Genomic DNA, 16,237 nt, shown 5'->3' with positions numbered 1-16,237 from the left:
AAGAAAAGAGGCAATTGCCTCTTTTTTTTGTAATCAAACAAAAACCAAACACAATTGGCAAATTATTACTACAATGTGTCTAAAAATAAATTTGATAATAAAAATACAAAAATAATCACTCTTTATTTACAGTTTTGGACATGGAGTTCCATAATGAAAAAAAAACTAGCTTACTTAGTTGCATCCATCAGTGCTTTAAGTTTTCCAGTCTTCAGTTATGCAGATTCACCTTATTTTAGTTTAAAAGATGGCGACGGCTTTAAACGTTTTTCTGTGTCAGTGGGTGCATTACATGTAATGCCTCAGGGTAAAGCTCAACCAATTAATATTAACACTGCTGTAGCTGAGGGTGAAAAAACGAAGGTTGGAAATGTGCAAGTCGATTCTGTATTGAATGCCATTGACGATAGCGTTCCTGGAACTGCAATTAAAAAGCAATTACTCGAAACTGCTGTAGCTGCAGATGTTTTAAATCTCATTAGCTACAAAGAAGATGGCAAGACCTATTTACGTGAAAATACCTCTGGTGAAGCAGTAATCAACGGATTAAACAACTGGGAAGCTAAAGGCACTGGACTTGAAGCAGATGATGTCACAACACTCGGAATCATGACCAACTATTTTTTCACCGACAATATTTCATTTGAAGTGAAAGCTGGAATTCCACCTAAAGTCGACATTCAGGGGAAAGGACAAATTTATGCTCCACTTTCAGGCATCGCTACCCCGACAGGGATTGGTGCAATTCTAAACGATTTGCCTTTAAAAGATGACATCTTCATTACTGATTTATCAGGTCATGGTAAGGTTGCAGAAGCTCGTGCATGGACGCCAGCATTCGAATTCCAATATCATTTTGGCAAAACAGGCGTAAATAAATTTAGACCATATGTAGGACTTGGTTTGATGTATGCATACTTCAATGAATTGGAAATGAACTCCAACCTTGAAGCTGATCTAGTCGCTGCAGGTCATAAAATTGCGAACATCAAATTAGGTGAAGCTGGGAAAGCACTTGATGGAATTGAAAGTACAGCGAATCCTAAAGTTAAACTTGAAGCTAAAGATGCTTTCGCCCCTGTAGCTACTGCTGGTTTTACGTATGATTTCAATGATCGTTGGTTTGCAGTCGGATCAATTTCCTATGCGCATCTTAAAGGTGAAACAACAATTACCGTAAACGATGCTGAACTTGGTGAATTAATCAATGCAAAATCAGATATCGAAATTAATCCGATTCTGGGATATGCCGGTATTGGTTATCGATTCTAATTTCCATCAGTCTTCATAAAGCGGCCAAGTGCCGCTTTATTCATTCTAATAACTAAATTTTATTGATTGATAAATTTTTATTCTGTCGTCATGATGCTACTGATCTTTTAAAATTACAAAAAATGCTAAGCGGATTGACCATGTCAGAAACCAAATTTTCAAAACCCCTCATCTTTATGCTCATTGGGAGTGCTTTTATTTTGGCACTCTCCTTAGGTGTCAGACATGGATTTGGCTTGTATTTAGTTCCAATGAGTCATGAGTTTAATTGGAATCATCAAGTTTTCAGTTTAGCAATTGCCTTTCAAAATTTATTATGGGGTGCTGTTCAACCCTTTACGGGAGCGCTAGCAGATAAATATGGGAGTAAAAAAGTCGTTGCCGTAGGCGGCGCTTTATATGCGATTGGACTTGTGATGATGGCATTTAGCTCAACAGGGCTTCTCATCAATCTTAGTCTAGGTCTAATCATTGGTTTGGCTTTATCAGCTACTTCATTTTCTGTTTTGCTCTCTGCTGTCGGACGTGCAGCGCACCCAAGTCGACGTAGTATGGCTATGGGTATTGCCAGCGCAGCAGGCTCTTTTGGGCAATTTATTATGTTGCCAACCACACTTTTACTCTTACAAAATTTTGGTTGGTCATCGGCGCTACTCATCACAGCGATTTTAATTGCATTAATTGTACCCTTGGCTTGGATGCTAAAAGCTCCAATGTATCAAGCGCCTCAAGCAGTTGATGCGATTTCTAAACCTTCTTTAAGTTTTAAACAAATACTCATTGTTGCTAAAAACCACAAACCTTTTATCTGGTTAGCATTAGGATTTTTAGTTTGTGGATTTCAAGTCGTGTTTTTGGGCATTCATTTGCCGGGTTATTTAACTGACCATGGTTTCAGCACCACCACTGGTACTATGTTTTTAGCCTTGGTTGGGCTATTTAATATTGTTGGAACTTACACAGCTGGTTGGCTGGGTGATAAATATTCCAAACCTAAATTGCTCATGTGGTTATATGGACTACGTGGCATTGCCATCATTTTATTCCTCGCATTGCCACTCTCGATCTTTACGATTTATAGTTTTGCCATCATTATGGGGTTGTTATGGTTATCAACCGTTCCCCTTACCAATGGTATTGTTGCGAATATGTTTGGAGTTAAGTATCTCACCATGCTAAGTGGAATTGTATTTTTTACTCACCAAGTCGGTTCATTTTTTGGAGGATGGTTGGGTGGCTTAAATCATGATATGACAGGCAATTACAATATTATTTGGATGATGTGTATTGCGCTCAGTATCTTCGGTGTATTCATTCATTTATTTGTTAATGAGGAGAATGTCGTCAATGACTAATCGCTTCAATCTGCTCAACATCAGCATATTCATCGGAGTCATCCTTCTGCTTAGTCTATCGATTACTTTGTGGATGAACACTCCTGATTTATTTACATATTTTAATCAAGCTTTTTGCGCACATTAATTCATATAATTTCATGGTTTTGACAGCTCAGTTTTTTAAATTCCTCAATCAAATAATCTAATAAACATCTCACGGCAGGCATCATGCCTTGTCGTGATGTATAGGCAACATGAATAACGCCACGTGGCAACTCCCATTCAGGGACTAATTCTACAAGAGTGCCTTGATTAAGCTCTTCATAAACAAACACTCTAGGTAATGATGCTATTCCAACACTGTTCAACACTGCAGATTTCATGGCAGCAAAATTATCAGTTTTGAGTCTTGGAAAGAATTCTACTTCTTGAAACTTATTAACTGTGTCAAATTTGGATTGAAATCTCCAAATCGATTTTGGGACATGAAAACCTATACTCGGAAGTTGTTCAAGGTTATCTAAATGGATAGGCTCATGAATCTGTTTAATTAATTTAGGCGTTGCCACTAAAACATGTTGCCAAGCATCAAGCTCTCGTACAATCAAGTCGCTATCTTCAAGTGGTAAATTTCTCACCCTAACAGCCAGATCAATCCCCTCTTCTATGAGATCAATTTTACGATTTGTTGCGACCAGATGAACTTGAACACGTGGGTAATGTTGCATGAATTTAGCAATCATATTCCCCAATGGAAACTCGACCAAACCAATTGGACACGAGATTCGAATTAAACCTGAAGGCTCGCTCGACAAACTTTGCTCTACAAAATTTTCTGCCGCCTCCACTTGATCCAAAATCTTAATACAATATTCAAAAAATTCTTGACCAACTGCGGTTACGGCAAACTTTCGTGTATTTCGTTGCAATAATCTTACGTGTAAACGGTTTTCCAAATCTGAAATATGACGAGACAACTTAGATTTTGTAATACCTAAAGCTTCACTAGCCTTAGTAAAACCTTGATATTTAACGACTTGCACAAAATAGTAGTAATCATTTAAATTTTGCATAATTGTTTCATTTTTGGAATTATCTGTTGAGAGAATCGCCCTGTAATCTCATCAATATACCTCAATATCATGATTAGAACGATATATAGAGGAATACAAATGACACAAGTTCAGAAAGTTTATACCAGCGATCGAAGCACATGGGTGGGTGATGGTTTTCCAACAAACTCCATGTTACCCATGCATGAAATAGGAAATCATACCAGCCCATTCTTGGTAATGGGTTATACAGGTCAATATCGATTTTCTCCAAGTCACCACCAACGCGGTGTTGGTTTACACCCCCACCGTGGCTTTGAAACGGTGACGATTGTCTATGACGGCGAATTGGAGCATCGTGACTCAAAAGGCACTCATGGAAAAATTGGTCCAAACGAAGTGCAATGGATGACCGCAGGTAAAGGTATTCTGCATGAAGAACACCATTCGGAAGCTTTTGCAAAAACTGGCGGAGTTTTGGATATGGTTCAACTTTGGGTAAATCTACCAGAGCATGCCAAGATGACTGAGCCGAGATATCAGGAATTGACTGAGCAAAATATTCCTGAAGTTTTATCTCACGATGAGCAAACCAAGATTCGTGTTATTGCTGGTCAATATCAAATCGGCTCAACTGTTTATCAAGGACCAGCTCAAACATTTAGCAACATGAATGTTTACGACATTAGACTTAATCATGGAGCACGCCTTCCATTAAACCTTATGCCAAACTGGAATCACCTGATTTTCATCCTTGATGGAGAAATTGAGATTGCTGGTCAGATCTATACAGCCATGCAAACGCTTTATCTTGATCCAACATCAACAGGGGTAGAAATATTTGCTCATCGTACGGCGAAAATTCTTTGCTTAAGTGGTGAACCATTGAATGAACCCATTGTTGCCCACGGTCCTTTCGTCATGAATACTCAGGAAGAAATCGTGCAAGCATTTGATGATTTCAGAAATGGAAATTTTGCTTAATTTAACACCCACAAGCCTTATCGTTTTGATGATAAGGCTTACTGCTCATCACTCCTTCATTCATTTCAAATACCTGTCATAATCGCCTATTAGACTTAGTTCAAAAACATCGTACGATTACTAAATGAAATCAGATAATTTTCCTAAAGTTAGCTTATCAGCACTATTTTTTATTTTTCTTAAATTAGGATGTATTTCATTTGGTGGTCCTGCAGCGCATTTGGTGTTATTTCATCGCACTTTTGTTGATCAACTCAAATGGTTAAGCTCTCATGAATATGGACAATTGGTCGCATTAGCGCAATTGTTGCCAGGTCCGACCAGTAGTCAAGTGGGGTTATCGATAGGATATTTATCCAAAGGATATTGGGGGGGCTTTATTGCTTGGTTAGGATTTACATTACCTGCCTTCATTCTAATGACTTCATTTGCTATTTTTGGTCAATATGTTTTTTCCGATATACCTCTTGAACTATTTCACGTCATCCATTTGATTGTATTAGCCGTCGTCATTTGGGCTTTTTTACAAATGTTCAAAAGCTTCTGTACTGAAATTTGGCAGTATGTCCTGATGTTGAGTTCTGCTTTTTTTATTTATTTTGCGCAGTGGAGCTATAGTCAAATTTTCTTAATTTTAGTGGCTGGATTCATTGGCTTAGCATTTACAAAAAAAGGAAAATCTCAGCCATCACCGCACATCAAAACAACTCAGGCATATCAAAAGTATCATTATCTCTGGCTCATCCTGTTTATAGCTTTATTTATTATTTTTCCTGCGTTGCAATTTATCTATTCATCAAGCTTGCTTAGCAATCTAGAAAGCTTTTATCACACTGCTTCAATGGTTTTTGGAGGCGGTCATATCATCCTGCCACTCATGTATGAAGATTTTGTGCTTACTCAACACATCACTGCGGAACAATTTGACTTAGGCTATGCATTTGCTCAACTTATTCCAGGCCCTTTATTTAGCTTTGCAGGATACGTTGGCACATATTTAGGATTTACCGCATCGCCTTTACTTAACGCTGCGATTGCAACCAGTATAATTTTCCTGCCCTCATTTCTGCTTATTTTCGGCACGCTCCCTTACTGGTCAAAATGGGTCAAAAACAAAAAGATTGCAGCAGCCGTCGCTGCTATTAATGCAGCGGTCATCGGATTATTACTCTGTTTAATTGCTCAAATGGCTGAAAAACATCTACATTCGATTTATGATTTTATTTTTATCGGCATTGTCATTCTTTTACTGAGATCAAAAATCCCTGTCATCATCTCTTTATTAGCGAGCTTTGTTAGCTATGGAGCTTTATTGTATTTTGTAATTTAAAGATCAAACTTAAATGCAAAAATAAAAAAACTCGCAAGCCTGAACTTGCGAGTTTTTTGTCATCAAGTCGCCTTAGAACAAGCGATTCATCCCGTTTAATGTTGCTACGCGATAAGCTTCAGCCATCGTTGGGTAGTTAAATGTTGTCTCAACAAAATACTTGATCGTGTTGTTCGGGCTATTCATCACGGCTTGACCAATATGGATAATTTCAGAAGCATTATTACCGAAGCAATGCACACCTAAAATTTCTAAGGTTTCGCGATGGAATAAAATCTTTAACTCACCCACTGTATCCCCCGTGATTTGTGCACGAGCAAGGTGACGGAAAGACGCCTGACCAACTTCATAAGGAATTTTTTCTTCAGTTAATTCCTGCTCAGTTTTACCAATTGATGAAATCTCTGGAATGGTATAAATACCAGTAGGAATATCAACCACGGGTTGGATACCTTGTTCACCACTCATAATCGCGCCAGCACAACGACCTTGGTCATATGCAGCTGAAGCTAGAGACGGCCAACCAATTACGTCACCCGCAGCATAAATATTTTCAACTTCAGTTTGATACTGCTCGTTCACTGATAGTTGTCCGCGACTGTTTGGTTTGATTCCAACATTTTCCAAACCCAGACCATCTGTATTACCAGATCGACCATTACACCATAGAATTGCATCAGCTTTAATTTTCTTGCCGCTTTCAAGATGCAACACCACATGGTCATCAAATGTTTCTAAGTGATCAATCTGCTCATTGTGGCGAATCAATACACCTTGTTCACGTAAGTGATATGACAATGCATCTGCAATTTCGTCATCTAAATAGCTCAATAATTTATGCTGAGTATTAATCAAATCAACTTTGTGATCTAAGCCAATAAAGATAGATGCATATTCACAGCCAATGACACCAGCGCCATAAATAATGATTTTTTGAATTGAAAAATCTAGATCTAAGATTTTGTCAGAATCAAACACACGTGGGTGATTAAAATCTAAAATTGAAGGACGATATGGACGACTACCTGTCGCAATCACCAACTGTTTAAAAATAATCGTTTCTTTCACACCTTCAGGCGTGAAAATCACCACCGTATTTTGATCTTGGATATAAGCACGACCGTGGAAAATATCAATGCGGTTACGGTCATAAAAACGCGAGTGTGTATCCACTTGCTGTTGGATCACTTTATGCGCATTACGAAGCACTTGCTTCATGGTGAATTGTTTCCAATCACCCACTTTTTGGAACATTGGATCACGTTGATAACGGATAATGCTAGAAACCGTTTGACGTAAAGCTTTACTTGGAATGGTTCCTACATGCGTACAGTTACCACCAAGTTGTTCACGCATATCAACTACTGCAACGCGCTTGCCTGATTTGGCAAGTTTCATTGCCGCACCTTCACCAGCAGGGCCTGAACCTAAAACGACTGCATCATATTTGACAAAGGTTCCACTCACGACCTCTTTCTTACGCGGCATTCAATGCTCCTATACAATTATCTCTTCATTTATCTAACTTATATTATGACTGAAAATGCATACATTTGCTGTATTTCAATACCATATATTGCTTGATAGCCACATTTATTTTATGAATATCGTTTTTGCCCAATTTATGCATAAATTCGCTATAATAAGAGACCTATTTTTAATATTTCCTCCCGTCACACATTAGTGGAATCGTTGAATATGTCAGAAAACCGTAAACCAGTACAGGGTGAAAAACTTCGTGGCGCTGAGAAAGTTGCACGTATTCCTGTAAAAGTGATTCCTACGGTTGAAGCACCTCGTAAACCAGACTGGATTCGCGTCAAAATGGCTGCACCAGAAGAGGTTCAACGCATTAAATCAACTTTACGTGAACAAAAATTACATACAGTGTGTGAAGAAGCTGCATGTCCAAATCTTCCTGAATGTTTTGGTGGTGGTACAGCAACTTTCATGATTATGGGTGACATTTGTACACGTCGTTGCCCATTTTGTGATGTGGCACATGGTCGTCCGAATGCATTAGACCCAGATGAACCACGCCACATGGCTGAGACAATTGCAAACTTAGGTTTGAAATACGCTGTTATAACATCTGTAGACCGTGATGATCTACTCGATGGTGGAGCGCAACACTTTGTTGATTGTATTAAAGAAGCGCGTGCTTTAAGTCCTAATACATTATTGGAAATTTTAGTACCCGATTTCCGTGGTCGTATGGATGTTGCATTACGCATCATGACGGAATGTCCTCCAGATGTGTTTAACCACAACATTGAAACCGTACCACGTTTATACAAAGCAATGCGTCCAGGTTCAGACTATCAACATTCCTTAAATCTTCTTAAAATGTTTAAAGAATACTGCCCAGATATTCCAACTAAATGTGGCTTGATGGTAGGTATTGGCGAAACTGAAGAAGAAGTTCTCGCACTTCTTGATGACCTCAAAGCACACGATGTTGACTACGTAACAATTGGTCAATATTTACAACCATCGAAAGAACATGCACCAATTGATCGCTTCGTCACACCTGAAGAGTTCGAACGCTATACAGCACATGGGCAAAAATTAGGCTTTAAAAATATTTGGGCTGCACCAATGGTACGTTCAAGTTATTTTGCTGATCGTCAATACTATGGCGAACCAGTACCAGCAGTTCGTCGTAAAGCTGATCCTGCAAAGAAAATTACTGTTCAAACAATCGAAGCATAATTCTTCTTACTTTAAAGCCCTCGTATGAGGGCTTTTTTGTTTGTGGTTTTTATAATTCTCAATTACTTATTGACACATTTCTTATCTCTCTTCAGCTTGAATTTTGAATATTTTTCAAACAATCTTATCCAATATAAGTATTAATATGCGTCCGTTTTAGAACTCAACGCTTTCGTTTCACATTTCATGATCCAATATCGCTGTAGATCTGATGTTTGTGCTTTGATTAAATTTACTGTGGGTATTGGCTCCATGACCAAATCATAAATGGAGCAGTTCATAATGTTTTTTATACTCAGTTTAATTATTTTATTTATAACACTCTGGGCTATTTTTTATTTCGAATTCTCAAGAACTTCTGGGGCTATCACACTCACAGTCGTATCTATTTTAGTCGCGTTGATCAGCCCTTGGTCGCTGATACTCGGTATTCCTTTTATCCTAATTTCATTGATTGTCAGTATTGATGCGTTAAGGATGAAATTTATTACACAACCTGCCTATAAAGCTCTAGCCAATGCAATGCCAACAATGAGTAGTACCGAGCGTGAAGCATTAGATGCAGGAACCAGTTGGTGGGAAAAAGAATTATTTATGGGGGCACCAGACTGGAAGAAATTTGATCAGTATCCGTACCCCACACTGTCTGAAGAAGAACAATCATTTATCGATCATGAAGTCGAACAGCTCTGCCAGATGCTGGATGAATGGGATATTCACCATCATCGTAAAGACCTCCCTGAAGAAGTCTGGTCATTTATCAAATCCAAAGGTTTTCTGGGTTTAATTATCCCTAAAGAATACGGCGGTAAACAATTCAGCTCATTTGCGCAAAGCCGTATCATGAGTAAGATTGCCTCGCGCTCACTTACCACTGCTGTCAGTTGTATGGTGCCTAACTCTTTAGGTCCAGGAGAATTACTCTTACACTACGGTACTGAAGATCAAAAGAATCGTTATTTACCAGGTTTAGCAAAAGGTGAAGAAATTCCTTGTTTTGGTTTAACAAGCCCTGAAGCAGGTTCAGATGCAGGTGCAATTCCTGACACAGGTGTGGTTTGTTATGGTCAATTTGAAGGACAAGAAGTTCTTGGCCTAAAAATGAATTTTTCCAAACGTTGGATTACACTTGCCCCTGTTGCTACGGTGGTCGGCTTAGCTTTCAAATTATATGACCCTGAAGGTTTACTAGGTGATAAAAACAAAACTGAATACGGAATCACATGTGCCCTATTACCAGCTGATCATGAAGGTGTGATTGTAGGAGCACGCCATAATCCAGGTTCACCATTTATGAATGGTACCGTGGATGGTAAAGATGTCTTCATTCCGCTGGATTGGATTATTGGTGGTGTAGAAAATGCAGGTAAAGGCTGGCGTATGCTGATGGAATGTCTGGCAGTTGGCCGCGGTATTTCTCTTCCAGCACTATCAACAGCTGCAGGTGAAATGTGTTATTTAAATGTCGGTGCCTTTGCTCGTGTCCGTCAACAATTCAAAATTTCAGTCGGTAAATTCGAAGGTGTTCAAGAGGTTTCAAGTGATATCGCTAGCGATACCTATATGCTTGAAGCATTCCGTTACCTAGTGACTTGTGGCCTAAACCAAGGGGGTAAACCTGCAGTCATGACTGCAATGGCAAAATACTACGCAACTGAGACCATGCGTAAGATTGTTAATCATAGTATGGACATTGTGGGCGGGCGTGCTATTCAAATGGGTCCTCGTAACTTCTTGGCGCTCATGTACCAAGCGATCCCTGTTTCGATTACTGTTGAGGGTGCCAATATTCTGAGTCGTTCACTGATGATTTTTGGTCAAGGTTCGATGCGTTGTCATCCCTATTTATTTGAAGAATTACAACTTTTACAAGCCGAAAATAAAGATGCAGCATTAAAAGATTTTAATGACATTCTTTATAAGCATTTGGGTTATACATTTAATCGAACAGCTAAATCATTTGCTTATGGTTTTATAGGCGGATCAACAGAAGGCTCAGTAAAGGCTGATGATTTCAGTCGCCCTTACTACAAAACCATTAATCGTTTGAGTGCTAATTTTGCCTTAGTCGCAGATATGTGCTTAGGCCTCCTTGCAGGTGATATCAAACGCAAAGAAATGCTGTCTGGACGATTAGCAGATATGCATTCACATTTATTTATTGCGACTGCAATTCTTAAATTTTATGAAAATGGTCAACGTACTGAAGCCGAACAACTGCATGCTAAACTCGCACTTGAGAAAGCATTATATGCATCTCAAGAAGCTTTCTATGGTCTTTTTGATAACTTCCCTGTAAAAATCGCCGCAAGCTTAGTCAAACTCATTTGTTTCCCTTTTGGTCGTCCTATTGCTCAACCATCGGATGCCTTGAAACTTAAATTAGGTGAACTAATTCTTCAGGAAAATGCTTTCCGCGATGAATTAAAAAAACATGTCTTCTATAGCACTGATCCCGATGATGTCAATGGACGCATGGAGTCTACATTCCAAATGTTGTTTCAAATTGAGGATTTATGGAATAAGTTTAAAAAGGCTGAATCTAAAGGCCAATTTAGAGGTCTGACTTTCGAAGAGCATATTGAATCTGCTCTTAAGGAGAATTTCATCACTCAAGCTGAAGCTGATCAGTTACTTACGTATAACGCTAAACGTTTTGACAGTATGTTGACCGATGTTTTCGATACTGAACTTAACCAGAGTTTAGAACTTGAGAACCCTCACGCTCAGGTGTTGTCAAAATCTACACAATACTAGTCACTCAATTGCTTCTGAAAAAACGATCCTAAAGGGTCGTTTTTTATTTTTCATTCCACTTTTTATATTTCATTCCACTATGGTGTTATAGAAAACAACATCAAAATAAGCGAAATTAAATGAAAACAAAATAATGAATCTTTATTCATTTTTTATGATAATGTGATTACAACTAATAAAATAGCTGTCATTAAATTTTGAACATATGAAATTGACACGCATTTGAATCATATAAACTACAGGACAAGGATCAACGCTATGAGTCAAGAAATCGTATTAGTTGCAGGTAGCCGTACCGCTATGGGTAGCTTTCAGGGAGGACTTTCAAGCTTAACAGCCCCGCAACTTGGTGCTGAAGTCATTAAAGCCGTACTTGACCAATCTAAGCTTGCTGCAGACCAACTAGATGAAGTGATTATGGGCTGTGTTTTACCTGCGGGATTAAAACAAGGTCCTGCTCGTCAAGCGATGCGAATTGCAGGTGTACCAGATCATGTAGGTGCAACAACGATCAATAAAATCTGTGGGTCTGGCATGAAAGCCGTGATGCAAGCTGCAGATACCATTAAAGCTGGCTCGGCAAATATTATTGTCGCTGGCGGAATGGAATCCATGTCGAATGCACCTTATCTCATGGACAAAGCACGCGCAGGTTACCGTATGGGACATGGCAAAGTGATTGATCACATGTTCCAAGAAGGTTTGGAAGATGCTGAAACTGGCTATTCAATGGGTATTCTTGCTCAAGAAATGGCAGATAAGAAAAACTACACACGTGAACAACAAGACGATTTCGCGATTCGCTCCTTAACTCGTGCTCAGAATGCGATTCAAAATAATTATTTCAAAGATGAAATCACCCCTGTTACAGTAAGTTCACGTAAAGGCGATGTCATCGTTGCCCAAGATGAAAATCCATTTACAGCAAAAATTGATAAAATTCCTACGCTACGCCCAGCATTTGCTAAAGACGGTACAATTACTGCAGCCAATGCCAGTTCAATTAGTGATGGTGCATCAGCATTTTTAGTGACTTCTGCTGAACTCGCAACAGCAAAGGGACTTTCAACTTTAGCAACGATTAAAGCTTACGCAACGCACTCTCAACACCCATCAGAATTTACCATCGCACCTGTTGGTGCAATAGAAAAAGTATTAAACAAAGCGGGCTGGACTGTTGAAGACGTGGATTTGTGGGAAATTAATGAAGCGTTTGCGATGGTGACCATGGCAGCGATCGATGCTTTTCATTTAGATCCTGAAAAAGTGAATATCCACGGTGGAGCTTGTGCACTCGGACATCCATTGGGGTCATCAGGTTCACGAATTATTTTGACTCTCATCCATGCATTAAAACGCTTAGGTAAAACAAAAGGTGTTGCCGCACTTTGCATTGGTGGTGGAGAAGCAACTGCGATTGCGATTGAAATCCCAGCTTAATATTTATGCTATAGCGCATCTCAAGATGCGCTTTTTTTATGAGGAAAAAAATGTCAAAACAAGATTATGAAAATGGTTTAAAAGTTCGTACAGAAGTGATGGGAGAAACTTTTGTCAAACGTGCACAAGACAATACAGTTCCATTTACTCAACCACTTCAAGATTGGATTAATGAGCATGCATGGGGTTCAACTTGGCAACGTGAAGGCGTTTTACCACGCAAGTATCGTTCGTTAATCACGATTGCATTTTTAACAGCCCAAAAAAGCCCAACAGAACTTAAAGGTCATGTACGTGGTGCTTTAAATAACGGCGCAACTGTTGAGGAAATCCAAGAGGTTCTTTTGCACAGCTTGCCGTACTGTGGTGCTCCAGCTACACAAGAAGCATTTAGAGCCGCGTTAGAAGTCATTAATGAATATCAACAAAGCTAATCTCATTGAGCATTCATAGATAAACCGCTTAATCTACATTAAGCGGTATTTAAGGTATTTGGACGCTAGATTTAACTTAATTCAATTTTAGATTGATGTTCAAGCACCTGAACCACAGCTGAAAAATCAGAATCTTGAGCTTTCACTTTTTCAATTTGCATATACTGATTTTGTATAAGTTGCATCGCTGGCAAATTCAACGCTTGCTCTTGAATTAGATCAGTCGCAATTCCTATATCCTTTTGTAAAAGATCTAACGCAAAGGTTTTTGGAAACGCACGACTCAGAACACGTTGCGCCATAATATTTTCAGACATTGAACTTTTACCACTAGAATGATTAATACAATTCAATGCACTATTCAAATCTACTCCTTTTGACTTTAATACCGTCAATCCTTCTGCGAGTGCCCATAGATGGGTTGCCATCAACGTATTATTCACCGCTTTAACAGCAAATCCAGAACCACTCTCCCCGACATATTCAATTAATCCTGCAAATGCCTGAATAATCGGTTTTGCACGCTTATAAGCATCGAAATCACCCCCAACCATTACCGTCAGTGTCCCTTTTTCAGCACCTATAGTTTGCCCAGAAACGGGGGCATCTAAATATTCAACACCATTAAATTTCAACTGATTTGCAAGTTTTAAAGCACTTACAGGTACACCACTGGTACAGTCGATCCATACGCTCCCCTTGACCGGAGGATTTTGAGCAATAAGCTGTTCGACATCTGCACTGGTGGGTAAGCAACTGAAAATAAAATCTGCTTTCACTGCTTGATCGACAGAGGTCGCTTTAGTACCAAATGTTTGTGCATGTGCTTCTGCTTTTTCAAAATTACGGTTCCAAACCAAAACTTCAAATCCTAGTTTTGGTAAATGGCTCGCCATGTGCCATCCCATAGCACCTAAACCGATAAATGCAATTTTCATTTTTAATTTCACCTTAAATTTGAGTGTTAGGGAGTGCCGTTGCTTCTGTTGAATGCGTTTTGTTTTCGAGCTCTACTATTTGCGCATTCTTATCTTCGCGATTTAAGAAAAGATTCAATAAAATAGCCGCTAATGTTGCAGTCCCTATTCCACCCAAATCAAAATTGCCAATTTGTAAACTATAATTGCCTGTCCCCATAATTAAGGTGACAGCAGCAATCAATAGAGTACTGTTTTTGGTAAAATCTACGCGGTTGTCCACCCAAATTTTAGCACCGGCCACTGTAATCAGACCGAAAACAACAATCGAAGCTCCCCCTAATAATGCGACAGGAATCGTACTAATAACCGCGCCAAATTTTGGTGATAGACCTAGCAAAATTGCAAATACGCCAGCAAATAAAAATATGGTGGTCGCATAAATTTTGGTTACCGCCATCACACCAATGTTCTCAGCATATGTTGTCATTCCTGTTCCACCGACTGATGCAGACAAGGTCGTACATACACCATCTGCAAAGAAACCTCGTCCCATATATGGTGAAAGACTACGTCCAGTCATTGCAGATACCGCTTTGAAATGTCCTAGATTCTCTGCAACTAAGATGATCGCTACGGGAGCAATAAGCAGCATGGCATTAAATTCAAACACTGGCGCATGAAAAGTAGGTAAACCGAACCAAGCTGCCTCACTGACTTTAGTAAAATCGATCGCTGTGCCAAAACCCAAAACATTGGTGAGTAAAAAATAAATAAAGTAAGAAGCCACTAAGCCAATGAGCAATAACAATCTACGGATCATGCCCTTAGTAAATACGGCGATTACACTAATACAAATAATCGTGATTAGAGCCATCCATGAATCAAACTGATTAGCAGAGACACTTTTGATCGCCACTGGCGCTAAATGCAAACCAATGATCATCACAATTGCTCCAGTCACAATTGGTGGCATCAATTTTTCAATCCATGCTGTGCCAGTTTTCATCACGATCAAACCGATCAAGGCGTACAAAATACCGCATGCAATGGTACCGCCAAGTGCTAAGCCTAAGTTTGGATTTAAGCCAACACCGGTATAACCAGTGACTGCAATGACTGCTCCAATGAAAGCGAAGCTCGAACCTAAATAGCTCGGCATACGCCCCCCAGTCATTAGGAAAAATAATATTGTCCCAATACCCGTAATAAACATTGTAAGATTCGGATCGAAACCCATCAGTAAAGGGGCAAGTACTGTTGCTCCAAACATTGCAAATGCATGCTGCAGCCCCAATACCATACTTTTAACTGGCGGCAAGTACTCATCTACTTGAACTGCGGTCGTGTCTAGATTTCCTTGGAAAGGTTTAAATTTTGGAAACCATGTTTCTTTTGTGCTCATCGACCTTCTCCTGATCAAGCATGCTGTTTTAGACCATTGGAACTGGCTCGCAATATGCGCGGTTAAAATACATGAGGGCTTTTTCACCTGCTTGCTGTTTCATCCCCTTTACTTGGCAGAACAAAACATCATGACTACCCACCGATAAACTTTGTACGACTTCACAATCAAAACTCACTAGCGCACCTTCTAAAATAGGTGCACCTGTGACTAATGTTGACCAGTCCCCCTTTTCGAAACGTTCTGCCATTGGAGTTTTACCCCCAAACACATTCGATAAATGCTTTTGACTACTGCTTAAAGTATTGACACACAAAACCTGATTACTTTTAAATGTTTCAAATACAGATGCTGATCGATTTAGACATACCAGCAATGTTGGTGGCGTATCTGTCACACTACATACAGCTGAAGCTGTGAAGCCAGCTTTTCCTGCTAGACCAGCTGTAGTAATGACATTGACAGCTGCACCTAAATTCGACATTCCTTGTCTAAAAACCTGTTGGTCAATGTTGAGTGTGGCACTCACTGCCTCGGGTAAATTGATTGATTGCACATTTGCATTCATAGTGTTCTCCATCCCTCATCGCCTAAGCA

13 protein-coding genes are annotated in these 16,237 nt (G+C 39.4%); 8 read left to right on the top strand and 5 right to left on the bottom strand.

Annotated elements, in window-relative coordinates:
• Positions 1–153: 153 nt before the first annotated feature.
• On the top strand, positions 154–1,272 hold the full coding sequence (locus AC1M9A_RS00745) for an OmpW/AlkL family protein (RefSeq protein WP_035265678.1): 1,119 nt from the start codon (positions 154–156) through the stop codon (positions 1,270–1,272).
• A 140-nt stretch (positions 1,273–1,412) separates the two neighbouring features.
• Positions 1,413–2,627 (top strand): MFS transporter, encoded by a 1,215-nt coding sequence (locus tag AC1M9A_RS00740; RefSeq protein ID WP_481595586.1) that lies wholly within the window; start codon positions 1,413–1,415, stop codon positions 2,625–2,627.
• 128 nt (positions 2,628–2,755) lie between these two features.
• Here the strand turns inward: AC1M9A_RS00740 and AC1M9A_RS00735 are convergent, their stop codons facing one another.
• The gene (locus AC1M9A_RS00735; RefSeq protein WP_481609415.1) at positions 2,756–3,682 is read right to left on the bottom strand and encodes a LysR substrate-binding domain-containing protein; all 927 of its coding nucleotides are present in this window, start codon (positions 3,680–3,682) and stop codon (positions 2,756–2,758) included.
• 99 nt (positions 3,683–3,781) lie between these two features.
• On the opposite strand from AC1M9A_RS00735, the gene AC1M9A_RS00730 reads away from it, so the two are divergent.
• Both AC1M9A_RS00730 and chrA read left to right on the top strand, forming a co-directional pair.
• Positions 3,782–4,645 carry a pirin family protein gene (locus AC1M9A_RS00730; RefSeq protein WP_481609414.1) on the top strand — a complete coding sequence of 288 codons (864 nt, stop codon included), beginning with the start codon at positions 3,782–3,784 and terminating at the stop codon, positions 4,643–4,645.
• 124 nt (positions 4,646–4,769) lie between these two features.
• Positions 4,770–5,975, top strand: coding sequence for a chromate efflux transporter (chrA, locus tag AC1M9A_RS00725; protein ID WP_481609413.1), 1,206 nt, complete (start codon positions 4,770–4,772; stop codon positions 5,973–5,975).
• A 72-nt stretch (positions 5,976–6,047) separates the two neighbouring features.
• Here chrA and sthA read toward each other — a convergent pair whose 3' ends face one another.
• Positions 6,048–7,463 (bottom strand): Si-specific NAD(P)(+) transhydrogenase, encoded by a 1,416-nt coding sequence (gene sthA, locus AC1M9A_RS00720; protein WP_035265673.1) that lies wholly within the window; start codon positions 7,461–7,463, stop codon positions 6,048–6,050.
• A gap of 210 nt (positions 7,464–7,673) precedes the next feature.
• Here sthA and lipA point away from each other — a divergent pair, with 210 nt between their 5' ends.
• The 4 genes from lipA to AC1M9A_RS00700 all read left to right on the top strand — a co-directional run bounded on the left by lipA (position 7,674) and on the right by AC1M9A_RS00700 (position 13,318).
• Entirely contained in the window at positions 7,674–8,687 is a 1,014-nt protein-coding gene (gene lipA / locus AC1M9A_RS00715; RefSeq protein WP_035265671.1) for a lipoyl synthase, read from the top strand.
• Between the two features lie 282 nt (positions 8,688–8,969).
• Positions 8,970–11,444 carry an acyl-CoA dehydrogenase gene (locus tag AC1M9A_RS00710; protein WP_481609412.1) on the top strand — a complete coding sequence of 825 codons (2,475 nt, stop codon included), beginning with the start codon at positions 8,970–8,972 and terminating at the stop codon, positions 11,442–11,444.
• A 258-nt stretch (positions 11,445–11,702) separates the two neighbouring features.
• Positions 11,703–12,884, top strand: a complete 1,182-nt coding sequence (locus tag AC1M9A_RS00705) for a thiolase family protein (protein WP_481609411.1) — start codon at positions 11,703–11,705, stop codon at positions 12,882–12,884.
• A 50-nt stretch (positions 12,885–12,934) separates the two neighbouring features.
• Positions 12,935–13,318 carry a carboxymuconolactone decarboxylase family protein gene (locus AC1M9A_RS00700; RefSeq protein WP_179998434.1) on the top strand — a complete coding sequence of 128 codons (384 nt, stop codon included), beginning with the start codon at positions 12,935–12,937 and terminating at the stop codon, positions 13,316–13,318.
• 71 nt (positions 13,319–13,389) lie between these two features.
• On the opposite strand, the gene AC1M9A_RS00695 is transcribed toward AC1M9A_RS00700, so the two are convergent.
• Genes AC1M9A_RS00695 through rutF form a run of 3 tightly spaced genes read right to left on the bottom strand, consistent with a single transcriptional unit; the run spans position 13,390 to position 16,208 of the window.
• Positions 13,390–14,256, bottom strand: a complete 867-nt coding sequence (locus AC1M9A_RS00695; RefSeq protein WP_481609410.1) for an NAD(P)-dependent oxidoreductase — start codon at positions 14,254–14,256, stop codon at positions 13,390–13,392.
• Positions 14,257–14,269: 13 nt separating this feature from the next.
• Positions 14,270–15,640, bottom strand: a complete 1,371-nt coding sequence (gene rutG, locus AC1M9A_RS00690; protein ID WP_481609409.1) for a pyrimidine utilization transport protein G — start codon at positions 15,638–15,640, stop codon at positions 14,270–14,272.
• Between the two features lie 28 nt (positions 15,641–15,668).
• On the bottom strand, positions 15,669–16,208 hold the full coding sequence (rutF, locus tag AC1M9A_RS00685) for an NADH-dependent FMN reductase RutF (protein ID WP_228143063.1): 540 nt from the start codon (positions 16,206–16,208) through the stop codon (positions 15,669–15,671).
• Positions 16,209–16,237 lie beyond the last annotated feature (29 nt).

The organism is Acinetobacter sp. ANC_7634 (assembly GCF_056779875.1).
This window is presented reverse-complemented; position numbering and strand designations above follow the sequence as displayed.